This is a genomic window from Nocardiopsis synnemataformans, assembly GCF_965343085.1.
Lineage (GTDB): Bacteria > Actinomycetota > Actinomycetes > Streptosporangiales > Streptosporangiaceae > Nocardiopsis > Nocardiopsis alborubida.
In genome coordinates, this window is the sequence record NZ_CBDRFA010000007.1 from 61,586 (window position 1) to 83,809 (window position 22,224).

The 22,224-nt window shown below is 68.3% G+C and carries 28 protein-coding genes; 20 read left to right on the forward strand and 8 right to left on the reverse strand.

Features of this window, described 5'->3' with window-relative positions:
• Window positions 1-15 precede the first annotated feature (15 nt).
• The gene (locus ACSIH6_RS05550; RefSeq protein WP_435107126.1) at window positions 16-915 is read left to right on the forward strand and encodes a helix-turn-helix domain-containing GNAT family N-acetyltransferase; all 900 of its coding nucleotides are present in this window, start codon (window positions 16-18) and stop codon (window positions 913-915) included.
• A 47-nt stretch (window positions 916-962) separates the two neighbouring features.
• Window positions 963-1,835 (forward strand): alpha/beta hydrolase, encoded by an 873-nt coding sequence (locus ACSIH6_RS05555; RefSeq protein ID WP_435107127.1) that lies wholly within the window; start codon window positions 963-965, stop codon window positions 1,833-1,835.
• Between the two features lie 84 nt (window positions 1,836-1,919).
• Here the strand turns inward: ACSIH6_RS05555 and ACSIH6_RS05560 are convergent, their stop codons facing one another.
• The 4 genes from ACSIH6_RS05560 to ACSIH6_RS05575 form a co-directional block, all read right to left on the reverse strand.
• Window positions 1,920-2,120, reverse strand: a complete 201-nt coding sequence (locus ACSIH6_RS05560; protein ID WP_435107128.1) for a BldC family transcriptional regulator — start codon at window positions 2,118-2,120, stop codon at window positions 1,920-1,922.
• 399 nt (window positions 2,121-2,519) lie between these two features.
• The gene (locus ACSIH6_RS05565) at window positions 2,520-2,843 is read right to left on the reverse strand and encodes a hypothetical protein (protein WP_435107129.1); all 324 of its coding nucleotides are present in this window, start codon (window positions 2,841-2,843) and stop codon (window positions 2,520-2,522) included.
• A complete protein-coding gene (locus tag ACSIH6_RS05570) occupies window positions 2,840-3,070 on the reverse strand; it encodes a hypothetical protein (RefSeq protein ID WP_435107130.1) in 231 nt (76 codons plus the stop codon). Before ACSIH6_RS05570 ends, ACSIH6_RS05565 begins: the two co-directional genes overlap by 4 nt.
• 136 nt (window positions 3,071-3,206) lie before the next feature.
• A complete protein-coding gene (locus ACSIH6_RS05575; RefSeq protein ID WP_435107131.1) occupies window positions 3,207-3,461 on the reverse strand; it encodes a hypothetical protein in 255 nt (84 codons plus the stop codon).
• Window positions 3,462-4,010: 549 nt separating this feature from the next.
• On the opposite strand from ACSIH6_RS05575, the gene ACSIH6_RS05580 reads away from it, so the two are divergent.
• The 3 genes from ACSIH6_RS05580 (at window position 4,011) to ACSIH6_RS05590 (ending at window position 5,806) form a co-directional block, all read left to right on the forward strand.
• Window positions 4,011-4,874, forward strand: coding sequence for a helix-turn-helix domain-containing protein (locus ACSIH6_RS05580; RefSeq protein ID WP_435107132.1), 864 nt, complete (start codon window positions 4,011-4,013; stop codon window positions 4,872-4,874).
• An 8-nt stretch (window positions 4,875-4,882) separates the two neighbouring features.
• A complete protein-coding gene (locus tag ACSIH6_RS05585) occupies window positions 4,883-5,083 on the forward strand; it encodes a DUF397 domain-containing protein (RefSeq protein ID WP_435107133.1) in 201 nt (66 codons plus the stop codon).
• A gap of 186 nt (window positions 5,084-5,269) precedes the next feature.
• On the forward strand, window positions 5,270-5,806 hold the full coding sequence (locus tag ACSIH6_RS05590) for a class IV adenylate cyclase (RefSeq protein WP_435107134.1): 537 nt from the start codon (window positions 5,270-5,272) through the stop codon (window positions 5,804-5,806).
• A 4-nt stretch (window positions 5,807-5,810) separates the two neighbouring features.
• Here ACSIH6_RS05590 and ACSIH6_RS05595 read toward each other — a convergent pair whose 3' ends face one another.
• Genes ACSIH6_RS05595 through ACSIH6_RS05610 form a run of 4 tightly spaced genes read right to left on the reverse strand, consistent with a single transcriptional unit; the run spans window position 5,811 to window position 9,117 of the window.
• The gene (locus ACSIH6_RS05595) at window positions 5,811-6,242 is read right to left on the reverse strand and encodes an NUDIX hydrolase (RefSeq protein ID WP_435107135.1); all 432 of its coding nucleotides are present in this window, start codon (window positions 6,240-6,242) and stop codon (window positions 5,811-5,813) included.
• Between the two features lie 19 nt (window positions 6,243-6,261).
• Window positions 6,262-6,885: a dTMP kinase gene (gene tmk, locus ACSIH6_RS05600; RefSeq protein WP_435107136.1), complete on the reverse strand. Its 624-nt coding sequence runs from the start codon at window positions 6,883-6,885 to the stop codon at window positions 6,262-6,264.
• Entirely contained in the window at window positions 6,882-8,348 is a 1,467-nt protein-coding gene (locus tag ACSIH6_RS05605; protein ID WP_435107137.1) for a B12-binding domain-containing radical SAM protein, read from the reverse strand. Before ACSIH6_RS05605 ends, tmk begins: the two co-directional genes overlap by 4 nt.
• A complete protein-coding gene (locus ACSIH6_RS05610) occupies window positions 8,323-9,117 on the reverse strand; it encodes a DNA glycosylase family protein (RefSeq protein WP_435107138.1) in 795 nt (264 codons plus the stop codon). Before ACSIH6_RS05610 ends, ACSIH6_RS05605 begins: the two co-directional genes overlap by 26 nt.
• A 253-nt stretch (window positions 9,118-9,370) precedes the next feature.
• Here ACSIH6_RS05610 and ACSIH6_RS05615 point away from each other — a divergent pair, with 253 nt between their 5' ends.
• The 15 genes from ACSIH6_RS05615 (at window position 9,371) to ACSIH6_RS39455 (ending at window position 22,144) form a co-directional block, all read left to right on the forward strand.
• A complete protein-coding gene (locus ACSIH6_RS05615; RefSeq protein WP_488185961.1) occupies window positions 9,371-10,735 on the forward strand; it encodes an NsdA family TPR-like regulatory protein in 1,365 nt (454 codons plus the stop codon).
• A gap of 36 nt (window positions 10,736-10,771) precedes the next feature.
• Entirely contained in the window at window positions 10,772-11,242 is a 471-nt protein-coding gene (locus ACSIH6_RS05620) for a TrmO family methyltransferase domain-containing protein (RefSeq protein ID WP_435107140.1), read from the forward strand.
• 393 nt (window positions 11,243-11,635) lie between these two features.
• Window positions 11,636-12,169, forward strand: coding sequence for a hypothetical protein (locus tag ACSIH6_RS05625; protein WP_435107141.1), 534 nt, complete (start codon window positions 11,636-11,638; stop codon window positions 12,167-12,169).
• 305 nt (window positions 12,170-12,474) lie between these two features.
• Window positions 12,475-12,942 carry a hypothetical protein gene (locus ACSIH6_RS05630; protein WP_435107142.1) on the forward strand — a complete coding sequence of 156 codons (468 nt, stop codon included), beginning with the start codon at window positions 12,475-12,477 and terminating at the stop codon, window positions 12,940-12,942.
• Window positions 12,943-12,958: 16 nt separating this feature from the next.
• Window positions 12,959-13,594 (forward strand): SAF domain-containing protein, encoded by a 636-nt coding sequence (locus ACSIH6_RS05635; RefSeq protein WP_435107143.1) that lies wholly within the window; start codon window positions 12,959-12,961, stop codon window positions 13,592-13,594.
• Complete coding sequence (locus ACSIH6_RS05640; RefSeq protein WP_435107144.1) at window positions 13,594-14,331, forward strand: CpaE/TadZ family protein; 738 nt, start codon at window positions 13,594-13,596, stop codon at window positions 14,329-14,331. Before ACSIH6_RS05635 ends, ACSIH6_RS05640 begins: the two co-directional genes overlap by 1 nt.
• Window positions 14,328-15,638, forward strand: coding sequence for a TadA family conjugal transfer-associated ATPase (locus ACSIH6_RS05645; RefSeq protein WP_435107145.1), 1,311 nt, complete (start codon window positions 14,328-14,330; stop codon window positions 15,636-15,638). The genes ACSIH6_RS05640 and ACSIH6_RS05645 overlap by 4 nt, the downstream gene beginning before the upstream one ends.
• The gene (locus tag ACSIH6_RS05650) at window positions 15,635-16,522 is read left to right on the forward strand and encodes a type II secretion system F family protein (RefSeq protein WP_435107146.1); all 888 of its coding nucleotides are present in this window, start codon (window positions 15,635-15,637) and stop codon (window positions 16,520-16,522) included. The genes ACSIH6_RS05645 and ACSIH6_RS05650 overlap by 4 nt, the downstream gene beginning before the upstream one ends.
• Window positions 16,519-17,424: a type II secretion system F family protein gene (locus tag ACSIH6_RS05655; RefSeq protein ID WP_435107147.1), complete on the forward strand. Its 906-nt coding sequence runs from the start codon at window positions 16,519-16,521 to the stop codon at window positions 17,422-17,424. Before ACSIH6_RS05650 ends, ACSIH6_RS05655 begins: the two co-directional genes overlap by 4 nt.
• Window positions 17,425-17,445: 21 nt before the next feature.
• A complete protein-coding gene (locus tag ACSIH6_RS05660; RefSeq protein ID WP_435107148.1) occupies window positions 17,446-17,613 on the forward strand; it encodes a hypothetical protein in 168 nt (55 codons plus the stop codon).
• A gap of 5 nt (window positions 17,614-17,618) precedes the next feature.
• Window positions 17,619-18,023: a TadE/TadG family type IV pilus assembly protein gene (locus ACSIH6_RS05665; RefSeq protein WP_435107149.1), complete on the forward strand. Its 405-nt coding sequence runs from the start codon at window positions 17,619-17,621 to the stop codon at window positions 18,021-18,023.
• Window positions 18,020-18,442: a TadE/TadG family type IV pilus assembly protein gene (locus ACSIH6_RS05670; protein WP_435107150.1), complete on the forward strand. Its 423-nt coding sequence runs from the start codon at window positions 18,020-18,022 to the stop codon at window positions 18,440-18,442. The genes ACSIH6_RS05665 and ACSIH6_RS05670 overlap by 4 nt, the downstream gene beginning before the upstream one ends.
• Entirely contained in the window at window positions 18,439-18,855 is a 417-nt protein-coding gene (locus ACSIH6_RS05675) for a TadE/TadG family type IV pilus assembly protein (RefSeq protein WP_435107151.1), read from the forward strand. The genes ACSIH6_RS05670 and ACSIH6_RS05675 overlap by 4 nt, the downstream gene beginning before the upstream one ends.
• A gap of 7 nt (window positions 18,856-18,862) precedes the next feature.
• The gene (locus ACSIH6_RS05680; protein WP_435107152.1) at window positions 18,863-21,304 is read left to right on the forward strand and encodes an AfsR/SARP family transcriptional regulator; all 2,442 of its coding nucleotides are present in this window, start codon (window positions 18,863-18,865) and stop codon (window positions 21,302-21,304) included.
• 618 nt (window positions 21,305-21,922) lie between these two features.
• Window positions 21,923-22,144, forward strand: coding sequence for a DUF8033 domain-containing protein (locus ACSIH6_RS39455; protein WP_488185964.1), 222 nt, complete (start codon window positions 21,923-21,925; stop codon window positions 22,142-22,144).
• Window positions 22,145-22,224 lie beyond the last annotated feature (80 nt).

Here is a 22,224-nt window from a genome sequence, read left to right on the forward strand (position 1 = left end):
GTCGATAATGGCGGTATGACCGTGATGCCGCTCGAACACACCGCTCGCCGCCTCCCCGTGGCCGAGGCTGAGACCTACGCTGCGTGGTTCGCCTGCCTGGCCGAACCCACGCGAGTGCGCCTGCTGCACGTCGTCGCCACCACGCCGGGGTCGATCAGTGTGGGAGAGCTCGCCGAGATGGTCGATATCCGCCAGCCCACTGTCTCCCACCATCTACGCAAGCTCGCCGACGTCGGCTTCGTGACCCTGACGAAGGTGGGCACCTCCACCCGTGTGGCGATCAACCCGGCCTGCTGCACAGGGCTGCCGCACGCGGCCGACATCGTCATGGGCGTCCTCAGCGCCCGCCCCTGCTGCCCCACCGACCTGCCCGCCGACGTCACCACCCGAGCCATGACCGACGACGACCTGGGGCCGGTGCGGGAGATCTACGCCCAGGGCATCGCCACCGGCGACGCCACCTTCGAGACCGAGACCCCCGACATCGAGGCTCTGAGGGGCAAGTGGCTCGCCGGGCACCGTTGGATCGCCGAGGCTGACGGCAGGGTGGTCGGCTGGGCCGGGGCCTGCGCCGTGTCAGCGCGCGATGTCTACGCGGGGGTCGTCGAGACCTCCGTCTACGTCGCCGAGGACGCACGCGGGCGGGGCGTGGGCAAGGCGCTGCTGTACCGACAGGTCATGGAGGCCGACGACACCGGACTGTGGACGCTCCAGACGTCGATCTTCCCCGAGAACAAGGCGAGTCTGGCCCTGCACCACCAGGCGGGCTTTCGCACCGTCGGCGTACGCGAGCGCATCGCCCGGCACCACGGCCGCTGGCGCGACACCGTCCTGCTGGAGCGCCGTCACGTCGCCGAGGGAACCGGCCCGGGCGCCGTGCCGTGCGCCGACGGCTCCACCGGTGCCCCCGCATGATTCCTGCACCAGCTCCGCCGCCCGTTCCCGACCCGGAGAAGACGCTCGTGCCCCCCACTCCGGACTGGGTGTACGAGGCCCGCCAGGCACACGTCAAGGACATGGCCGTACTGCCCAGACCCGATCTGGCACAGGTGCGCGACCTCGTGATCGCGGGTTTGCCTGTGCGGCTGTACGTGCCCGACACCACCGCCCACCTGCCGGTCCTGGTCTACTTCCACGGTGGGGGCTGGATCCTCGGCGACGTCGAGTCCTACGATCCGGCCGCCCGCACTCTTGCCCTGGCCTGTGGAGCAGCCGTGATCTCGGTGGACTACCGCCGCCCTCCCGAACACCCCTTCCCCGCAGCGGTGGACGACGCCGAAACCGTGGTGCGCTGGGTGGCCACTGAAGCGGGAACTCTCGGCCTGGACGCCTCCCGTTTGGGCGTCGCAGGTGACAGCGCGGGCGGACAGATCGCCGCGGCCACCGCGCTCCGGCTGACCGCCAGCGGCGACGCACCGCGACTGGCCGTGCAACTGCTCATCTACCCGGCACTCGACCTCACAGCGGCACCCTCCACACCTGAGGGAAACCCTTCCGCCAACGACCCGACAAGAAGACTGCTGGAGCAGATGTTCACCCTCTACCTGGGCGATACCGACCGCACCCGTCCCGAAGCATCCCCGCTCCTGGCCTCCGACCTGGAAGGCTTACCGACGACCGTCGTGGTCACCGCCGAACAGGACCTCCTGCGAGGACAAGGGGAACAATTCGCCCGCCGAACCCGGGCCGTCGGCGTGCCGACCACTCTCATCACCGGCCACGGCCTCCCCCACGGCTTCCTGGGACGAGAGCCCTCCATCCACCCCGAAACCTCGGCCACCGGCCGATTCGGACAGCGCACCCGTACGGCGTTCGAAGCGCTCCAGAGCCGGTGACCTCGGCGACGTCCCGTGTCTGTGGGATGGGGGCGGTTCCACACGCCCGGCGTCCCTGTAGCAGTCAGCCGAGTGTGCGGGGGCTTAGGCGTTGGCGATGTTGGGTGCGTCGCCGTACAGCAGGGTGTGGATCTCGGACGCGCGGTAGCGGCGGTGCCCGCCCAAGGTGCGGATCGACGTCAACTTGCCTTCCTTCGCCCACCGGGTGACGGTTTTGGGATCGACACGGAAAGCCTTCGCCACTTCAGCGGGGGTCAGGAGTTCGGGTGCTTCGTGGTTGGTCATAGGGGTCTTTCGGTAGGAGCGGTCCCGCACACCCGGCGCAAGGGGTAGTTGGGTGTGCGGGGGTCAGTTGTGACCTAGTCACGGTGATGACGTCTCGGCAGTGGCGACAGGTCATCGTGCGGATGAGTGGTGTCTGCGGTTCCGCCGGGTCGGGTACGTGGTCGTGCTGGCCGGATACTGTGCCGGTGCAGGCCGTAGCTCCGTCCATCGCCTCACTCCGGTCCTGGGCGCCCACAGGAAGTGGGCAGCGGGAGGATATGGGAGGGGCGACTCCCCCAGTTGGGGCGTGGGGGAGTCGCCGGGGCCGCGTGAATCACGCGGCCTCAGGGTCGCGGGGCCTCTCGAACCTGCGACCCGGCACCGGGCCCGGGGCCGGGGAAAGCCCCAGGACCGGTGAGATCAGAGGGTCCGGCGTCGGATCGCTTGGATACTGGCGACGACATCGTCGTCAACCTGGGGTCTTCGGTTGGTCAGTGCCTGGCCGACGGCTTCGGTGGGCGTGGGCACCGGCCAGGTGGGGGGAGTGGCTTCGACAGCGTCGCGGAGCATGACGGCGGCTTCGTTGAAGGCCCCAGCCCTGGTCGCGTGCGCCGTGGCCTCGCGGACGGCGATGGCGCGGGAGCGCAGTAAGTTCGCACGTCTTACCCCGTCCGTAACGGTCGCGACGGCGGGCAGTGTAAGTGCCGTGTTGATCTCGGCGAGAAGCTTCTCAGCAGAGGTCATGCCTTGGCCTCCAGGCGCTCCAGCGGGCTCTTCCAGATGACTGGGTGGGTGTGGGGGTCCGGTTGCTGCTCGACCACCACGCGGGTCACCGCTCCCTGGGTCGCTCCGTAGACGGGCTTGCCCTCCAGAGTGGGGCCGAGATAACGGACCTTGGTGCCGTGCTGGTGCGCCCAGGTAGTCAAAGCGGGCAGGTCGGGCAGTTCGTGGATGTCACATACGAGGGTCACCGGACCATCACCGCCGGGAGTGTCAGGGGCACGCTTCGCACGATGGGGATGGCACCGGTCGCCACGGTGGCCCGAGCGTTCTCGACATGTGTGAGGAAGGGGCGGCATCGAGTGCTGCGGCGCCGCTTGGGGGTGCTCACCGTTCACCCACCGCCTCGATCCGTGAATGGACGCTGACCAGTGCTGCGATCAGCCTGTCCGGCTGCGCGGTGTCCAGGGTGTCCGACGCCGTCTGCTGGTGCAGGGACACGCCCTTGGTCATGTCGACCAGGACGACCCCGGGCGTCAGGTCCGGCACGTTCTTGGCCCACGCCGTGCGCATACCGGCTGCGTTCGGCTGGCTGATGGACGCCTGTTCGACTGCGGTGGTTCTGGGGATCTTCGCGCTCATGATCGCGCCCTCGTTACGACCTGCCAGCTTCGGACCGCCCTGGCCAGGTCGCCGACGTCGGCGGACGGCTTCGGACGGGAGATGTCCTGAAGGACTCCGAGCCCGAGACGGTTGAGGTCGTTGCGCCGCCGGGCCTGCTCCTGCTCCCACGCGAGGTAGTACGGCGGTATCCGGAGCGGGTTGTCAGGGGCGTCGGGGGTGGGCTGTGTGGGCGGCGCTTCCCAACGCGGGGGCGCCACGAGCGACCTGTGTGGTCGGACCTCCGACGAGTCTCGTGTGGACGGAGAAGTGGTGGGGTGAGAGGGCCGGGCGTGGTGGCGGCCGGAAACCGGGGGAGCGAGCAGGCGCCTCAGCCGCCAGAGCAGTTGCAGGCATCGCACGGGGGGCGACCTCCTGTCAATCGGATGCCGGATGGAGGGTCCGACGGGAGTAGATGAGACTCCATCATGGAGTCGCACAGTTGAAAAAGCAATGCCTAAATAGCAATGTCTAAAAAGTCCGCTTGGGGCTGTCGCGGGCCGTAGGATTTCCACACACGGAGGAGGCACCATGACGGAGGACTTCAGCCCGACCGCGAGGCGAAGGCGGTTGAGCGCTGAGCTCGCAGGCCTGCGGGAGAGACACCGCCAGCCGGACGGGCGCAAGACGACTTCCGCCGATGTCGCCGACGCTCTCGACTGGCAGAGATCCAAGCTGTCCAGGATCGAGACCAACCAGTGGAAGCGACCGAGCAGACGCGATGTCAGTGACCTTCTGAACTACTACGGCGTCACCGACGAGACCTACCGTGACTACCTCCTTGACCTGGTCAAGGAAGGGCGTAGCCGGGCGTGGTGGACGGACGTCGAGGACCTCTACGGATCCACGAACTACATCGGGCTGGAAGCCGTCGCACGGCGGGCCAGGAGCTGGGGAGTCATCGTTCCCGGCCTCTTCCAAACGCGGGACTACGCCGCCGCGGTGGTGATGGGAGGCGGCATCCGGGACCTGACCGAGGTCGACCGACGCGTCGACACAAGAATGACCCGCCAGCTGATCCTGGAACGTCCCGAGCCCCCGCAGGTCTGGGCCGTCGTGGACGAAGCGGCCATCCGCAAGCCCGTTGGCGGACGCGAAGTCCAGCGAGGCCAGGTGCAGCACCTGCTCGACCTGACCCAGGCCGAACATCTCACCCTCCAGGTGATGCGGGACGCGACGGGAGCCCATCCGGGGATGGGCTCGTCGTTCTCGATCCTGGATTTCGAGTCCGGGGACAGACCCGTCGTCCATCTGGAGACCCTCACCGAGAGCCTCCTGCTGGAGGACCCCAAGAAGACCGACCGGTATGACCTGATGTTCAGCCACGTATCGGCTGCGGCTGCGTCGCCGGTCGAGACAGCGGACTACCTGCATGAAGTGCTGCACGACCTGTAAGGAAAACTGTGACTCGTCTACCCCACTCCGCCGATGACTTCGAATACCGCAAGGCCAGCTACTCCACCGCACACGGTCAGGACTGCGTGGAAATCGGCGACCTCCCCGGGGCATCGGCCGTGCGTGACACCCAGCACCGCGAGCAGGGAGCACTGCTGTTCGAGTCCACCGAATGGACTCGCTTCCTGACGGTCGCGAAGGCCAGGTAGTCCCCGAAACGGAAGGGAGCCCCACCGACCGGCGGGGCTCCTCATCTGCTCCGCCAGTGAAAGCAAGCGCTCCTTCGAGCATCAGACACCCACCTGAAGGCCTTCTTCTGCCAACAGCCGGATACGGCTGCCGTGATCTCGGTACGCTCCTGAGGCACGATGACGGCGAGGCCCAGGGGGCGCGTGATGCGGGAGATCGAAACGAAGTACCGGGTGACAGACCCCGAAGCGCTCATGCTCGCACTCAAGGCCGCCGGGGTCGAGCTGGGAGAACCGGTCTTCCAGGACGACCAGGCCTACGCCCCCGGGGGCTGGACACCGGAGATGGGCAAGGTAGGCCACACCTTCGCCCGGTTGCGCAGCCTGGACGGCGGCGTGCACGTCTTCACGACGAAGACACCGCTGGCCAACTCCATGGAATGCGTCGAGCACGAGACGGTCGTCGCCGACCGGGAGCGGATGCACGCCGCCGTACTGGCCATGGGCTACGAACCCACCGTGCGCATCGTCAAGAGCCGACAGACCGGTGCCGCCGATGAGATCTCGGTGTGCGTCGACGTGGTCGAGGGTGTGGGGGCTTTCGTCGAACTGGAGCTCGTCATCGACGACGACCGCGACGGCCTGGCGGTACAGGCCGAACTCGACTCCTGGGCGCGCGGGCTCGGCGTGGAGTTGGAGCGCACCACCGACACCTACGACACGCTCGTACGCGCAGCGGCCTGAGGGATCACCAGCCGTGTGGGGCGAACCCCGCTCCGTCGAGCCAGGCCCGGATGCCCTCGGCAGGGTAGGCGATGGTGTTCGACGGCAACAGGTGCGGGTCCACCCACACGAGCTTGCCGCACTCGTCGGGTTCGGCGTTGCGGGGCTCGCCCTGCCACTCGGTGGCCACGAAGAACACACCGATCCGGGCGTGCCCTGGCGCCTGTTGGTGATGGACGACAGCCGCCAGGGTGAGGTGGTCGGTGTCGATGAGGACTGCGGTCTCCTCCTGCGCCTCACGGGCGGCAGCCACGTGCAGGGGCTCGCCCTCCTCCAGGTGCCCGGAGGGCAGGTGCAGCATCCCGTCGCAGTACCCCGTGCCCTGCCGCTCCAGCAGCACGATCTCGCCGTCCCGGTGCAGGATGACGTGAACGTCGACAACACTGGTGTGCGGCATGGCGGGGTCCTGTTCATGATCAGGCAGCGGCTCGATCCTGCGACCATAGCGCCCTGATGAGGCCCGCGAGGTGCGACACGGTCTTCTTCACTCCTGGGGAGGTGTCCACGACCTCGGTGAGTACACCCTCTCGGGACAACTGGTCGGCGACCCGTGCGTAGAGCGCCACCTCCCGCGCCGCGGTGGTGGGGTCGTCTTCGAACCGACCGTGTGAGCCCCGCGCGGTCAGCCGCTCGCGTAGCTCCTCGGCCGGAGCGGTGAGGATGACCTGGAGGTCCGGCGGCTCCGCGAACCTGTTGAGTTCGCGCACGAACTTCTCGGGGACCTCGTCCAGTCCGGCCTGGAGCACGAGCGAACTGGCGGTGTAGCGGTCGCACAGTACAAGGTGGCCGTCGGCGAGGGCGGGCCGGATCTGGTTCTGGAGGTGGTGGTAGCGGTCTGCGGTCACGAGACAGGCCAAGGAGAGCCCGCCTAATTCTCGGGTGCTGGTGCGGGCGAGCTGGCCGATGGCCGCCCGCGAGGGTTGGGTCGTGGCGAGCACCGGCGTACCCGCCGCGGCCAGGAGCCCGGCGAGAGCGGCGACGGTGGTGGACTTCCCGGCTCCGCCGGGGCCGTCGAAGGCAACGAACATACCCTTGCTCACGCTGCGCTCCTTCGCTCGTGCTCCCCATGGGACAGTCCGACCAGAGCGGCGCGCACCTCGTCCACGCTGGCCTCACCGAACTGGATGTTGGAGGAGAAGTTGAACTCGTCCCTCTGCCTCATGCCCTCGTCGACGCCCTGGTCGGTGAGATCGACCGCGGTGTAGTTCAGGAGCTGGGCGGGGGTGTAGCGGCCGGTGGCGATGAGGCGACCCCATTCCGGGGTGCCGGGATAGGGCCGGAACTCGAACACCGAGGACCGGAAACGGCCGGGCGCGGTGGCGGTAAGGTCCCACAGCTCGCGTACCAGAGCCACGGTTTGAGCCATCTCGGCACGGGTCTCGCTGGGAAAACCGACGATGAAGTAACCCTTGACACTGATCCCGCGCGCGACCAGGCGTGCCACGGTGGAGCGGATCATGTCCCGGGTGATCCGCTTGTCGATGTGGGCGAGCATCCGTTCAGAACCGGACTCAATCCCGAGCGCGACCTCACGCAGGCCGTTGGTGAGCAGGAGGTCGAGAGTCGCGTCGCTCTCCCGGGCCAGGACGTTGATCCGTCCGGTGGCGTCCCACACCGCCCATTGGCCGACACGGTGTTCGGCGAACCCCGCCATCATCTGCGCGATGACGCGTCGGGCACCGAGGAAGAGGTCGTCCACGAACCGGAACGCGCTCACGCCGAGGGCGTCGCGCAGGTGCTCCATCTCGGCGACCACGTTCTCCGGATGCCGGACCCGGATGGTCACGTCAGGGTTCGCTGACACAGCCGCGCCGCAGAACGAGCAGTCGTAGGGGCACCCGCGCGCACCGACCATGTTGGCCTCCAGGCGCCCGTTCTCGAAGTGCGGGTCCTGGGCCAGGAAGAGCCGGTCCACGAACGGCAGGCCGTTGATGTCGGGTGCCAGGTGGTGTCCCTGCCCCGGCCTGCCGCCGGTGACAGGTGTCTTCAGGATCGGGTCGAGCCACATCACCCCGGGTAGGTCGCCCCGGGTGCGGTGGTCGGTGAGCAGCTCGACCGTGCGGGTCTCGCCTTCGCCGATGACCAGCGCCTCGCATCGGGCCATGCGGGGGTCGGTGAGGATCTGGGTGGGCATGGCCTTGGCCTGATGGCCGCCGAGCATCACCTTGATGTCGGGGTCCAGCAAGGAGGCGATGCCTGCGGAGATCTCGTAGGTGGGGGCGAGTAGGTTGAACCCCGCCCAGCCGGGACGTGCGGCGTTCACGACTCGGACGACGTCGGCGACCGGGAGGCCCAAGGCTTCGGCGTCGAGCACGCCGACGTTGAACCCCGCGCGGGCAGCGTAGGTGGCGATGTACCCCATGCCCAGGACAGGCAGGGTGAAGTCGTTGACGCGCGGGCGTTCCGCGTAGTCGCGCAAGGGGGCGTTGACGAGCAGCAGGTCGAGGTCGCGAGCGGGGTCGTGGCCGCTGATCAGCTCATGAGGGCGGTTGGTCCTGTCCACGAGGTCCTCCCAGTGCGAGGGTGAGCACGGTCAGGGTGGAGAGTTCTGAGGAAGTGGTGACGAAGGTCCGCCACAGGCGGGCGAAGCTAAGTTCGTCGGTAGGCCAGTTGAATCCGGGGACGGAGTCGGCAGCCCACTTGCGCACGGCCATGTCGCCGTAGGGGTAGAAGGAAAAGTCGCCGGTGTAGTCCGCGAGCGCGGCACCGGCGGTCCAGGGGCCGATCCGGGGGACCGCTTGGACCTCGGCCACGAGGTCTTCCGGAGGCAGCTCCGCCCACCTGTCACCGAGTTCGATGAATGCCTGGGCGGCGGCCGTGAGGGGGCGGGCCTTGAACTTCATGCCGAGTTCGGCGAAGTCGGACTCGCGCAGGGCGAGGACGGTCCGAGGAGTCGGGAAGGGGTGAGGGCCTTCTTCGGCGGGTGCCCCGAAGGCTTTGCTGACCCTCTGGTACATCAACCGGGCCTGGTCCGCGCGGATCACCTGACGGATAATCGCGGTCGCCAGTGCATCCCACAGGTCGGGGTTGCGTAGGCGCTGGACGGGCCCCTGTCCTACCAGCGTGGAGCGCAGCTCGGAGGGGGTCCGGTCGGATAGGTCGGCGGGGTCGTAGAGGTCCACTGAGGGTCCGGGGCCGGAACCTCCGCTGATGCGTGTGGTCGTGATCTTCTCGCCAGCGAGCGCGAGCCAGACGTCGGTGGCGGTGAGCACCGTTCGGCGGCGCCCGGTTTCGTTGGTCTGCCAACCGGGGTGCTCGCAGATCAGGTGCATGAGAAGTCCTTCCGGGGGTGGGCGATGGCTGTGACTATTCCAGCCCTCTCAGGGCGTCTCTGCTCGTTTTGCGCCACTCCTCGTACAGCTGGGAAAGGGGTCGGCCGGTACTGGCCACGTCGGACTGGATGAAACCTCCGGACGCCAGTGTCACGGGCCGTTACGGTGAGACAACCATTTCCTGGGCCGTGTCGGTATGGGTGCGTGGCCGGGGACCCTGCCAAAGCTGCCAAAGGTGTTTCGGAGAGCGGAAATGCGCAGCCCCAACCTGAAGCTGAAGGCCGTGATCACTGAACTCGGGTGGTCACAACAGCAAGTCGCAGCTCGGTTCGTGCGCGTCGCGAGAGAGATGGGGCACTCTGACCTGCTGAGCGTGGGACGATCCACCATCTCCATGTGGGTCACCGGCACACAGCCGCAGGGTCATGCGCCGGACGTGTTGCGTGAAGCGCTCGCCCGAGGACTCGCGCACCCTCTGCACCTGGAGGACATCGGGCTGGGGCGTTCCCCGATGCCGCCTGTCCAGAGCCCATGGGAGGCCGATACTCTGGCCGCGCTGGCCGAGGTCGGGAGCGACGTGCACAGAAGGCGATTCATCGGCACCGCCGTCTACTCAGTGGCCGGACTCGCGCTCCCCGGGGGATCCTGGTGGCGGGCGAGCGTTGACCGTGCAAGCGCCCGGTCGGCGGGCCGTGGGGTCGTCACGCAAGAAGACGTGGAAGCGATCAGGGACGCGACCCGTCTCTTCCAGCGCCTGGACCAACAGCGAGGTGGAGGCTACGGAACTTCTGCCGCCACCGTCTTCCTCACCGACGAGGTCCTCCCGACGCTGCGCAGGCAGGCTCCCGAACGGATCCGTCATGAGGTGTTCTCCGCCGCGAGCGAGCTGGTGTACGTCCTGGGTTGGTCCTCCTTCGACGCCAACCGCCACGGCACGGCCCAACACCTCTTGCAGTTGGCGGTCAAGCTCGCCGCTGAAGCCGGGGACCGGGCCCTGGCCGGTCACGTGCTTCGGGCTCTGGCACACCAGGCCATGGACCTCGGGCATTTCCCGCAGGCCGCAGACCTGACCGCCGCCTCCATGGCCCCGGCCTGCTACGGCGCCGCGAGCCCTCGCGAACGCGCACTCCTCGGCGTGGTGCACGCCCGCGGACTCGCCCGCGTGGGTGACCGCAAAGCCTCGGCAAAAGCCCTCCTCCAAGCCGAGAACGACCTTTCCGACGCCACCGACGGAGACGACGAGCCCGGTCGAGTCTGGTTCTTCGCCCAGGCCAGCCTCGCGCACGAGACGGCTCGGACCCTTCAGGCGATGGGCGACCTCGGTGCCGCCCAGCGCGAGTTCGAGCGCAGCGCCCAGCTACGCGGTGCCGAGTTCTCGCGCACCCATGCTGTGACCCTCGGGTACCTCGGTGAGATCCAGGCGGACCGCGGTGAGATCGAGGCGGCGTGCACCACGTGGACCCAGGCGTTGGACGCGATGAGGGGAGTACGGTCCGGGCGGGCCAAGAACACGGTCCAGACCATGCGCACGGTCCTCGGTACCGTGCGCGGCCGCGGGATCGACGCGGTGCGCGAGGTCGATGCCCGCGCAGCCGAGATCCTGCGAGATATACCCTGATCCGGGCCCGCCCCAATCCGAAGGGACACAGGACTCATGGAGATCACGCTCCGCCCCATTGCCACCGTCGTCGGCGGACGCGCCGAGGTCGCCGACGACTACTGGGGAGGAGTCCGGTCGATCATCCGGCTCAGCGAGGACCTGCCCGTGAGCACCCTGAAGGGCCTGGAAGAGTTCAGCCATCTCCAGGTCGTGTGGCACTTCAGCCAGGGCTCCGGCGCCGACGTGCACCTTGGCGCGCGAAACCCCCGTAACAACCCGGACTGGCCGGAGACCGGCACGTTCGTCCACCACAACCACCGTCGGCCCGCCCGGATCGCCATCTCCCATCCGCGCCTGCTCCGGATCGAAGGTAGAGACCTGCACGTCGAGGATCTGGACGCGGTTGACGGGACGCCTGTCCTGGACTTCGCGCCGTGGTTCGACGAGTTCGGCCCCCGTGGAGACGTGAGGCAGCCGTCGTGGCCGGGCGAGATGCTGAAGGATTACTGGGCTTCCGCGGAGTAACTCTCGGCAGTGCTCCAACTCCTCGAAGGTCAGATCTGCCAGAGATGTCTTCCTTGGACGTGTTCACGCTTCAGGGAAAATGCCTCGGTGTTCCCTCGGACACGGTGCGGTGGTTCGAAGGCGGTATCTGACACTCGTAGAAAACATAACCACACTTTCAGGGGTGTCTCACTTCTTCCTATGAGGAATATGGGGCACCCTTTTCGGCGCCTGGGTTCGCTAGAGACGTGATCCATAGGTGAGACCAGAAGGTGAGGTTTCGTGATGGAACCTTACCTATCGGTGAGGGTTCTCTTACTTGGAGGAGATCTGGGGTGCTGCTTATTGGAATGAGGGCGGTCCGGCATTAGCCTCGTCACTCCGAGTGATAGTCGAAGAGGCTCTGGAGGCAGGATGAGGCTCCACAGCATTGCAGTGGTGACCTTTGTGATGACGGCCAGCGCTGCCTGCACGACTCAGGGTGCGGAACCGGACGATCCTCCGAGCGAGCAACCTGACGCGTCGTCTCCACCCGAGGTGTCGACGGAGGAGGCCGCGCTGGAGGCCTACGAGTCCATGTGGTCTGTGCTGGTCGAGGAGTCCCACCACGTGGACCCCGACTACTCGGACCTGGAGCTCTATGCCAGTGGGGACGCGTTGGCCTTGGTGGAACACGGCTTGAACGCCGAAGCCGAGGATGGATTCGTCTCACGCGGCGAGCCCACGTTCAGTCCGGAAGCTGCGGCGGACGATGACGAACTCGTGACGATCGAGGACTGTATGGACTCGACCTCTTGGCTTCGCGAGGACGGCGAGACAGGAGAGCTGGTAGAGCCCTCTCCGGAAGATCCTATTCTTCGGCAGGTGGACGCCACCGTGGATTTCGACGGGCTCTCATGGAAAGTGACCGACCTGCGAATTTGGGAGAGTGGATCGTGCGATGGATAGGAGACTCTGCTTTCTTGGCGTTGGGGACTGCGACTGTGCTCCTCTGTGTTGCAGCACCAGCATGGGCAGATCCTGAATTTCTCGGTGGTCACGTGGAATGCGGTCCATCAGGCGGGACAGGCTGCGATGTCGGTGCGGAGTCCGGGGGCGGGAGCCCTGGAGCCCCCGGCGCTGGCGGCACGGACAGCGGCGGAGACGGCGAGGGGGCGCAGGAGGCGTCGGCCGAGCCCGCGTGTGAAGTGGCCGGGTCTTTGGCGCGGTGCAGCACCACTGTCGGTGGTGGCGGGGAAGCCGCTGAGGAGGAGGTGGACTTCGAGGCGCTGGCGTTCGCGGCCCGCGCGGCCTTCACTCTCTCGGAGCCGTCCATCTCGATGTCGCCGAGCGCGGATTCCCCGGTTCTGGTGCGAGTTCCGGTGTGGATGTGGATCGGCACCGAGGACTGGCAGGAGGAGACCGCGACCGCGACGGTGCCCGGTGGTTCGGTGACCGTGACCGCCACACCCTCCTCCACCTCGTGGTCGATGGGTGACGGGACCACGGCGGACTGCGAGGGCGCCGGGACCGCCTACGACCCCCAAGAGCACGACCCCGCCGAGGAGTCCCCGGACTGCGGGCACACCTACACCTTGATCGGAACCCACGACCTGACCGCCAGCTTGTCCTGGGATGTGGAGTGGTCCAGCTCCGACGGGGAGAGCGGCACGCTCCCCGCGCTGGTCACCGAGACCTCCACCAGCGTGCGGGTGGTCGAGTCCTCCGGGGTGGTCACGTGAGGACGAGGGAGACGTGATGGTGGCGACGGCTGAGCCCCGCACAGGGGAGAAGATGGCTCCGGTACGGCTCGCGGGCAGGTCGGGCCGCCGGTGGCGTTCGGTCCTGGTCGCGGTGGCGCTCATGGCGGCCGGTGCCACGGCGGTGGTGCTCGCCCTGGGCCAGGTCGACCAGCGGGTCCCCGTACTGGTCGCGGCGGGGGACCTTCCCGCCGGCCACCAGCTCACCGCCGCCGATGTTCGCGTGGTGGAGGTGGCTGGGGCCGAGGGCGCCTCGACGGTCTCCGACGTCGACCAGGCGGTGGGCGCCACCCTCACCGTGCCTGTCGTGGAGGGCGCGGTCCTGCCGGAGACGGCCCTGGGCCAGGAAGGGGACCAGCTCGCCGCAGGGCAGGCGACGGTGGGCGCCCAGCTCACCTCCGGGCGGATTCCCTCCTCGGTCCGGGCGGGTTCGCAGGTGACGGTGGTCATCACCGACGACGGCGGGCAGGCGTCCTTCCCCGCGCTGGTGCAGACCCTGACCCCCCTGTCCGAGGAACCGGGCAGCGATGTCTTGGTGGATCTGGTGGTGGATTCGGCTCAGGCGGCGCAGCTCGCCCGAGCCGCGGCCGAGGAGCAGATCACCGTGGTCCACACCCCGCATGGGGGCAACTGATGATGGTTGCGGTGTTCTCCCTGTCGGGCGCTCCGGGGGTGACCACGTTGTCGCTCGCCCTGGCCAGTACCTGGCCCGCACCAGGCATGGCGCGGGTGGTGGAGGCGGACGCCTCAGGCGGAGATGTGGCCGCGTGGTGGCGTCTGGCGCCGTGGCCGGGGGTGGTGGATCTGGCGGCGGCCAGCCGCAGCGGCCAGGACCACGAAACCCTCGACCTGGGGTCCTTCTCGCAGGTGTTGCCGGGCGGGCTGCGGGTCTGCGTGGCGCCGCCCACGGCTGAGCGCACGACCGGGGCGGTGGGGGTGCTCGCCCACAACCCCAAAGCCCTCACCGAGACTGTGGTGGATCTGGGGCGGGTGGCCCCATCCACGCCTTCTGCCTCCTTGCTGGAAGCGGCGGATGTGGCGGTGTTGGTCACCACCGGCGACGTCGCCCACCTCAAACGCGTCAAGGAGTCCGCCCCCGGGCTGCGTTCGCGGTGTGCGCATGTGGGCGTCGCCGTGGTGGGTGCGGACCGGAGTGCGGCGGAGATCAGCGGCGCGGTGGGTCTGCCCGTGTGGGCGCGTGTGCCCCATGATCCGCGCACGGCCGCGTTCCTGTGGGGGCAGGGCGAGGTGCGCCGGGTGAACCGGCGCCCACTCATTACCGCCGCCCGGACTCTGGCCCACGCTCTCGAAGAGCAGGGGCGAACCGAATCCTCCTCCTCTGCCTCGGCGCTGGCTGCGGAGGTGCCATGAGCCAGGAGATCGTTGACCGGGTTCCGGTGGTCACCGCGGAGGCCACTCGACGGCTGAGCGTCCGCGCGGCGCAAACCGACCCGGTGGTGGGGCAGGAGTACCGGTCCCTGGCACGTCGGGTCATCCGCCAGATCCTGGAGGAGCACGCCAGCCGGGCCCTGGCCACCGGCAATCCGGTTCTGGACCGTCCCGCCGAGGACGCTATCGCCCGTCAGGTGCTGGCGCGGGTGTGCGGGCTCGGCCCGTTGGAATCGCTGCTGGAGGACGGCGAGATCGAGAACGTCAACCTCACCGGGACCGCGGTGTGGGTGCGCTACGCGGACGGTCGCCGCGAACACCTGCCACCTATCGTGGACAGCGCTGACGAGCTGGTGGCTTTGGTGCGTCGGATCGCCGCCGACTCACCCACCGGGGAGCGCCGCTTCGACCCGGCCGCCCCCATCTTGGACATGGCCCTGGCCGACGGTTCCCGGCTCAACGCCATCCTTGATGTCTCCCACCAACCGGCGGTGTCGATTCGCCGTCACCGCTACCGCACCACCGGCCTGGGCGAGCTGCGCCGACTGGACACCCTGGACCCCACCCTGGTCGCTCTGCTGCGTGCCGCTGTGCGTGCCCGCAGGAACGTCGTCATCACCGGCGGAACCGGTGCCGGGAAAACCACTCTGCTGCGCGCCCTGGCCACCGAGGTCCCGCCGCAGGAACGTGTGGTCACCATTGAGGACGTGCCCGAACTCGCCCTGGAGCGGGACACCTCCGCGCACCCGGACGCGGTCGCCCTGCACGCCCGACCGCCCAACACCGAAGGCCGCGGCGAGGTCACCGTCGCTGATCTGGTGCGGGCGGCGCTGCGGATGTCCCCGGACCGCGTCATCGTTGGAGAAACCCGCGGCTCGGAGACTGTTCCGCTGCTGACCGCGATGTCGCAGGGCAACGACGGGTCCTTGACCACCCTGCACGCGGCCAGTTCGGCGGGGGCGTTCACCAAGTTCGGTGCCTACGCTGCCCTGTCCGACCGGCTTCCGTTGGAGGCCACGTCTTTGTTGGTGGCGGCGGCCGTGCACCTGGTGGTGCACCTGTCCGCGACCCCCACCGGAGGGCGCCGGGTCACGAGCGTGCGTGAGGTGGTGGGCTCGGACGGCGCCCAGGTGCTCTCCAACGAGATCTACCGCTATGACACCGTGCGGAACTGTGTCGCCTCCGCTGCGCCTCCCAGCCCGGATACTTCTCAGGCCCTCGGCTCTGCGGGGTTCGATGTTGCTTTGCTGGCCGGTCCTGCGCCGTCGGTGAACGGGCGGCGGCGATGAACCTCCCCGGATTGGTGCTTGGAGGCCTGGGCGGTGCGCTGCTGGGCGCGGGCGTGTGGCTGACGCTCCGACTGTTGGTGGGGGCCCTGCCCGACCGCACACCCACATCCACATCCACAGCGTTGTCCCTGGAAGGGGTGACTCGGGCACGTCTTCTCCGCGTCGCTGGGGTGGTGGCGGCCGGGGCCGTGGTGTGGGTGCTCACTGGCTGGCCGGTGGCCGCGATCCTGGTCGCCGTCGCTACGTGGTGGCTGCCCCGACTGCTCGGCCCGGACCACGAACACACCGTCCAGGTCGCCCAGGTCGAGGCGGTGGCTGGCTGGGCCGAGCAGATCCGCGACCTCATGGCCGGAGCTGCCGGGTTGCACCAAGCCATCGCGCACACCGTCCCCACCGCCCCCGCGCCGATCCGCGCAGACGTCGCCCACCTGGCCGACCAACTCCAACACGGCGTCCCACCCGAGGACGCCTTGCGCGCGTTCGCAATGCGGGTGGACGTGCCCACCGCGGACCTGGTGGTCGCGGCTTTGTCCGGGGCGGCCACCCGCCAGGCTGCCGACCTGGGCGGACTGCTGTCCTCCCTGGCCCAGGCCGCACGCGAGCAAGCGGCGATGCTGGTGCGGGTGGCCGCCACCCGCGCACGGGTGCGCACCTCCGCGCGCATCATCACCGGCACCACCCTGGGCATGGCCGCCATCCTGGCCCTGATCAACGCGAACTACCTGGCCGCCTATGACACCGGCACCGGGCAGGTAGTCCTCGGCGTTATTGGTGCTTTGTGGGCGGTGGGCATGGTCTGGCTCGCCCGCCTGGCCCGCACCGACCTCGGACCCCGCGTGCTCGCCCGCGAACACCCCAAAACCGCATCGGAGGTGGACGCGTGAACCCGTTCCTGCTGGCGGCGATCGGAGGCTCCTTGGTGGCGGCCGGGGTGTGGGTGGCCCTCCTACCCAGGCTGTCCCGTCCGTCCCTGGCCGAACTCCTCGCAGATCCACTCCCACCCGCTGAGCCCGCTCCTGGCCAGGAGCAGACAGCCGGTTCCTCGGGGTGGTCGCGCAGGCTCGGCGCCCCCGCGGTGCCGCTGCTCGCCGCTGTCGGGTTGCCGACCAGCCGCACCCGCCGCCACCTGGCCGCCTGCGACCGGGACGTACCCGGATACCTGTCCCAGAAAGCCGCCATGGCGGCCCTCGCCCTGGTGGTGCCACCTTTCCTCGCGGCGGCTCTGACCGCGTGGGGCATCGCCGTATCCCCACTGTTCGGCATCGCGGCGTGGGGGGTGTTCGCGCTGGTGCTGTGGATGGCCCCCGACCTGGAGGTCCGCGACCAGGCCAAGGAGCGGTCCGAACAGATGCGACACACCATCGCCGCGGTCTGCGACCTGGTCGTCATCGCCCTGGCCGGAGGCGCCGGAGCCACCGGCGCCCTGACCGACGCCACCAGCACCAGCGACACCTGGGCCATGCGCCGCATCCGCACCGCCCTGTACGCCGCCACCATCCGCCACGACCCCGCCTGGGTCGCCCTCGAAGAACTCGGCGAACGCTACGACGTGCCCGCCGCGGCCGAACTGGCGGCGAGCCTGCGCCTGGCCGGAGCCGACGGCGCCCGCGTGCGCGCGAGCCTGGCCGCCAAAGCCACCTCCTTGCGTACGCAGCACCTGGCCGAACTCGACGCCCACGCCCAGTCCGCCACCGAACGCATGAGCCTGCCCGTGGTGCTGATGTTCGCCGGATTCCTCGTCTTCATCGGCTACCCCGCGCTGCACCTCATCCTCACCGGAATGTGACCCCACCCTGGAGAAACGACCATGCTCTCTTACCTCCTCGCCCGCTGGCGCAGACACACCCGCCCCGATGACGGCTACTCCACCGAAACCGTCGCGGTCACCGCCACCCTGGTCGCCCTGGGCCTGGGAGCCCTCGCTTTGATCGGCCCCGAGGTCCTGGAATGGGCCGGATCCATCAGCCTCGGATAACACCGATGCGCCCCCTGGCCCCACCACCCACCGACCCCGACAGCGACCGGGGCAGCACCGAGCTGGTCGTGGCCACCCCCTTGATGCTGCTCCTCCTCGTACTGGTGGTCCAGGTGGCGTTGTGGGCGCACGCCGACCACGTCGCCCAGACCATCGCCCAACACGGCCACGCCGCCACCCGGGGGGTGGAGGCCACCGAGGCCGACGGGCACACCCGCGCCACCGAGGTCGCCACCCAGCTCAGCGGGGACCTGCTCGACGGTGTGGACATCGAGGTCGAGCGCACCGCCACCACCGCCACCGTGCGCGTGCAGGCGAGTGTGCCCACGATGATCCCCGGCCTGGACTGGCCGGTGAACGCCGAGGTCTCCGGGCCCGTGGAACGCCTCACCCCAGGCGGCGGGCCATGATCGGCCGAAGCGGGGGAGGGGACCGGGGTTCGGCGTCGGCGGAGCTGGCCCTGCTCACCCCGATCCTGATCGCCATCGCCCTGCTGGTGATGCTTGCCCACCGCATCATCACCTCGACCATGGCCGTGGACACCATCGCCCACGCCGCAGCCCGGGCCGCCACCCTGGAACGCACCCCTGCTTCCGCTTCCACTGCTGCTGAGGCGGCCGTTGCGCAGGCGGTGCGTACGCACTCCCTGAGCTGTGCCAGCTACGACCTGGCCTTGGACACCAGCGGCCTGGCCCCCGGCGCCACCGTGACGGCCACGTTCACCTGCCACGCCGACCTGTCCGACCTGACAGGCCTGGGACTGCCCGGCACCCGCAGCATCGAAGGGGTTGCCTCATCGGTGGTGGACACCTACCGGAGCACCCCATGAGAGAACCACACCACTCCGATGACGGGGGGCAGGCGACCGCGTTCCTCATCATCATGGCCACCGCCCTCCTGCTGCTGGTGGCGTTCGTCTTCGACGTCGGCGGCGCACTCGCAGAACGCTCCCGCACCCTGAACCTCGCCCAGGAAGCAGCCCGCGCGGGAGCCCAGCAGATCGACCTGGCCGCCTACCGCGCCGACGGCACCCTGATCCTGGACCCCACCGCCGCCTCCGCCGCGGCAACCGGGTTCCTCACCGACGCCGGAGCCCAGGGCACCGCATCAGTGGACGGCGACGTCATCACCGTCACCGTCGAAAGCACCTTCACCTTCCGCCTGCTGCCGTTGGGCTCGCGCACCGCTTCGGGGACCGCGAGCGCCACCCCTTTGACCGACCCGGCCACACCCACGCCGTGAGGCACCCATGACACACCTGCGTCTTCGCCAGTTCGCCGTACTCCTGACCACCGCCGGCCTGCTCGCCGGGCTGCCCTGGCTGGCCACCACCCTCACCTGGCCCACCCTCGACCTCACCCTCCTCAACGTCGAGGTCCACCTGCGCAGCGCACGCCTGCCCGAAGGAGTGGCCACCGCCGCCCTGATCACGCTGCTGTGGGGAATCTGGGGGCTGTACCTGCTGGCCTTGGCCACCGAAGCCCTCACGATGGTGCGCCGCAGGCCCGTTCACCTGCCACTGTTGCGCCCCTTACAGCTCCTGGCCGCCACCACCCTGAGCACTCTGGTCGTGACCCCGACCGCCGCTCACGCCACGTCCACCACCAGCACGGTCACCGCAGCACCCGAAGAGCCAGATGACACCGCCCCGGCCACGACAGCGGAGGAACCCGACGAACCCGTCCTGGTCGAGCGTTCCCGCACCGTGGACGCCTTCGGCTACGACTCCGCCGAACTGACCGAGCAGATGCGCACCAACGTTGAGGCCAGCGCCGACCTCATCTCCCGCCACGGAGCCCCCGAGATCCCGATCGTGATCACCGGGCACACCGACGCGGCAGGGGACCCCGACTACAACCTGGCCCTCTCGGAGCGGCGCGCGGAGGCGGTCGCGGACGCGCTGCGTACGCACCTGGGTGAAGACGGGGTGGTGATCGAGACCCGGGGAGAGGGAGACCAGGCCCTGCTTGAGGCCGACGACGACGCCGAGCAACGACGCGTCGAGATCTCCTACAGTGTCGTCGTCGCTCCGCCCACCGAACCCACAACCCCCGCAGGACCCGACGACACGGGGACCGCCGACGATTCCGACGACGCTCAAGGCCCGGCTGTGGGCCTGTCCCTGCCCAGCGGGCTGATCCTGGTCATGACCACCGGTGTTGCTGGAATCCTGACCGGCGCGGCGATCGAACGGCGCCGAGACCTGCGCGGCCAGCGCGAAGATGAAGGGCAGGAGAGCGACGGCTTCGAGGACAACGACCCAACAGAGGGTGCGTCCGAGTCCACCACGTTCGCCACTGGTGCCCAGGGCCGAGTCGATAGCCAGGATCAACAGGACCTGGCAATCCTGGATCTCGCCCGAGCCCCCGGGCTCGGCATCACCGGCCCCGGCGCCGAAGGGGCGGCCCGCACGCTTCTGGCCCGAGCCTTGGAGACCACCGACAGCGATCTCACCATCGTTGTCCCCAGCGCCGACCTACGCTCCCTGTTGGAGGACACCCGGCGTTTTCCCCTGCCAGGCGAAGACTCCCCGGTGATGGTCACCGACACCGTCGAAGATGCTCTCACGCTGCTCCAGCTTCAGGTGCTTGCCCGCCATCGCGCCGAGGACGAACAGGCCGAGGACGACGGCATCGCAGCCGCACAGGGGCCCCAGTTCGTGTTGCTGACCCGGGCCGAGACAGGCGTCGCCGCGGAGGCCACCTCCCTACTTGCCCACACTGATCGGATGCCCCTCAGCGCCGTCCTGCTCGGCCCCTGGCCGGACGAGGCTGGTGCGACCTGCACCCTCGACAGCGAGGGCACCATCACCGAAGCAGGGCCCCCCTTTGCCGATGTGGTTGGCCACCGGTGGGCCCCCACCACCTCCACAGAGCTGCTTCAGGCCCTGACCCGCCACCAGAGTTCTCCGACGCCCACCAAGGCCAGCGAACAGGACGACGACCACGACGACGAAACCCGCGAGGTCGCGCCCTCTCAGGCTTCGCCAGAAGGGTCCATCAGCCCTCAGACGAGCGGAACTGTGTCGATCACTGTGCTCGGCCGCATCACCCTGGCCGTCCACGGCCAGCAGGTGCGTCCCCACCGCAGGGCCGCCTACGAAGTTCTGGCCTACCTGGCCGCCCACCCGGCCGGGGCGCGTCTGGAGGCCGCGGTCGACGCGATGTGGCCCGCCGACGCTTCTCACCGCGGCATCCGGCGCTTCCATGATGCCTGCACCGCCGTGCGAACAGCGTGCCGTCCCCTTCTCGGGGAGGACGCGACAGCCGTCATCACCCACGACGGTGACTTCTACCAGCTCAACAGGGACCTGGTGGTGTGCGACCTGTGGCGGATCGACCAGCTCCTGGACGAGGCAGACCACAACGGCGATGCTTCCTCGCTCGTCACGGCCGCAGCGGCCATGTTCGACGACGACTTCGCCTCCCAATCCGACTTCGTCTGGGCCGAAGGAGTGCGCACGCGAATTCGAGCCAAGCTCGTTTCCGCGTTGACCGAGTGTGCGAAAAGAACGGAATCAGACGCAGCTATTTCGATGCTGCAAAGAGCGCTCAGAATCGAACCGACTGCCGAAGAAGCCGCGCAAGAACTCGCTGCCAGGTATGATGACAAGGCGGATGCGAGGTCGGCCGAACGGGTCCGTGCCTCACATAAAGCGGCCCTCGAAGAAGCTGGAACCTCCCTCCGGTAGCCGTTTCTTTTCGGGTGCTGACGGCGGCGCCCACGAAGCATAGAAGTGTTCCGGTTTTGCCTTTCCTGCTTTGTGGTGCTCCATATTTTCCCCAGGGTCGCATCTCTCCCTTTTCTGCGGTGGCTGGGTCCGCCCCAGGGCTAGCCGTACCCCTCGCCGTGCACCCCACCCCTCTGGTTGGCTGGTCCCGGCGTGTGTAAAGCCCCAGTTCAGAAGACCCTTAGGGGTCACCGGCAGTACCCCGGACTGGTGCCGCCTGCGGCTATAGAAAATTCGGCTGGCGGTCGCTGGCGTGTCCTTGTTCCTTGAATCAGCGTGATCTCCCTTGTCTTTGAGTTACTCCTCCCATTTCTATTATCCATCCCTTTCTTCCATTTGATTGTGGCCACTGTTGTTTCCTTGCGATTCCTTCCTTTGGTTCATGTGGCGCTGATTGATTCGCCTGAAAAAGGGTGGATCTAATTCCCTTCGCTCTGTTATCCGTGCCTGCGTTTTGGGTATGTTTATAGGTGACTAGCAAAGGGAGTTGATCATATGTCTGTCGTGTCGATTAGGCATGATGTTGGCGGACCGTTCGGTCTGCTGTCTGGCCGTACTCCGTTCCAGTCCCACGGTGCCATGCGTGCCCACGGATTCCCGTTGAGCAGTACTGGGCGCCTTCCTGCGGAATGGGTCGAGGTCTACCGTTCCGACCGCGAGAGCCCCGGAATCGCGTACGTCGTCTACTCCTACGCGACCCCTATCGCATGGGTGCGTAAGGACGGCGAAACCGTCATCCCCGACGTTGGCTATTCGGTGACCACGTCACGGCACCAAAGCCTGTGCCGCGCGTGGATCTAGCCCGATTGTCCGGCAGTGCGCCCGGTCACACACGCGCGCGCTGCCCACTGTCGGACTAGCTCACGCCAGCAGAAGGGGAA

Coding starts and splice junctions, on each gene's coding strand:
- ACSIH6_RS05670 (WP_435107150.1), top strand. CDS start 18,020: ATGATCGGCCGAAGCGGGGGAGGGGACCGGGGTTCGGCGTCGGCGGAG.
- ACSIH6_RS05665 (WP_435107149.1), top strand. CDS start 17,619: ATGCGCCCCCTGGCCCCACCACCCACCGACCCCGACAGCGACCGGGGC.
- ACSIH6_RS05575 (WP_435107131.1), bottom strand. CDS start 3,461: ATGAGCGCGAAGATCCCCAGAACCACCGCAGTCGAACAGGCGTCCATC.
- ACSIH6_RS05620 (WP_435107140.1), top strand. CDS start 10,772: ATGGAGATCACGCTCCGCCCCATTGCCACCGTCGTCGGCGGACGCGCC.
- ACSIH6_RS05590 (WP_435107134.1), top strand. CDS start 5,270: ATGCGGGAGATCGAAACGAAGTACCGGGTGACAGACCCCGAAGCGCTC.
- ACSIH6_RS39455 (WP_488185964.1), top strand. CDS start 21,923: ATGCGTGCCCACGGATTCCCGTTGAGCAGTACTGGGCGCCTTCCTGCG.
- ACSIH6_RS05640 (WP_435107144.1), top strand. CDS start 13,594: ATGATGGTTGCGGTGTTCTCCCTGTCGGGCGCTCCGGGGGTGACCACG.
- ACSIH6_RS05610 (WP_435107138.1), bottom strand. CDS start 9,117: ATGCACCTGATCTGCGAGCACCCCGGTTGGCAGACCAACGAAACCGGG.
- ACSIH6_RS05680 (WP_435107152.1), top strand. CDS start 18,863: ATGACACACCTGCGTCTTCGCCAGTTCGCCGTACTCCTGACCACCGCC.
- ACSIH6_RS05660 (WP_435107148.1), top strand. CDS start 17,446: ATGCTCTCTTACCTCCTCGCCCGCTGGCGCAGACACACCCGCCCCGAT.
- ACSIH6_RS05580 (WP_435107132.1), top strand. CDS start 4,011: ATGACGGAGGACTTCAGCCCGACCGCGAGGCGAAGGCGGTTGAGCGCT.
- ACSIH6_RS05625 (WP_435107141.1), top strand. CDS start 11,636: ATGAGGCTCCACAGCATTGCAGTGGTGACCTTTGTGATGACGGCCAGC.
- ACSIH6_RS05645 (WP_435107145.1), top strand. CDS start 14,328: ATGAGCCAGGAGATCGTTGACCGGGTTCCGGTGGTCACCGCGGAGGCC.
- ACSIH6_RS05595 (WP_435107135.1), bottom strand. CDS start 6,242: ATGCCGCACACCAGTGTTGTCGACGTTCACGTCATCCTGCACCGGGAC.
- ACSIH6_RS05615 (WP_488185961.1), top strand. CDS start 9,371: ATGCGCAGCCCCAACCTGAAGCTGAAGGCCGTGATCACTGAACTCGGG.
- ACSIH6_RS05560 (WP_435107128.1), bottom strand. CDS start 2,120: ATGACCAACCACGAAGCACCCGAACTCCTGACCCCCGCTGAAGTGGCG.
- ACSIH6_RS05565 (WP_435107129.1), bottom strand. CDS start 2,843: ATGACCTCTGCTGAGAAGCTTCTCGCCGAGATCAACACGGCACTTACA.
- ACSIH6_RS05675 (WP_435107151.1), top strand. CDS start 18,439: ATGAGAGAACCACACCACTCCGATGACGGGGGGCAGGCGACCGCGTTC.
- ACSIH6_RS05650 (WP_435107146.1), top strand. CDS start 15,635: ATGAACCTCCCCGGATTGGTGCTTGGAGGCCTGGGCGGTGCGCTGCTG.
- ACSIH6_RS05635 (WP_435107143.1), top strand. CDS start 12,959: ATGGTGGCGACGGCTGAGCCCCGCACAGGGGAGAAGATGGCTCCGGTA.
- ACSIH6_RS05550 (WP_435107126.1), top strand. CDS start 16: ATGACCGTGATGCCGCTCGAACACACCGCTCGCCGCCTCCCCGTGGCC.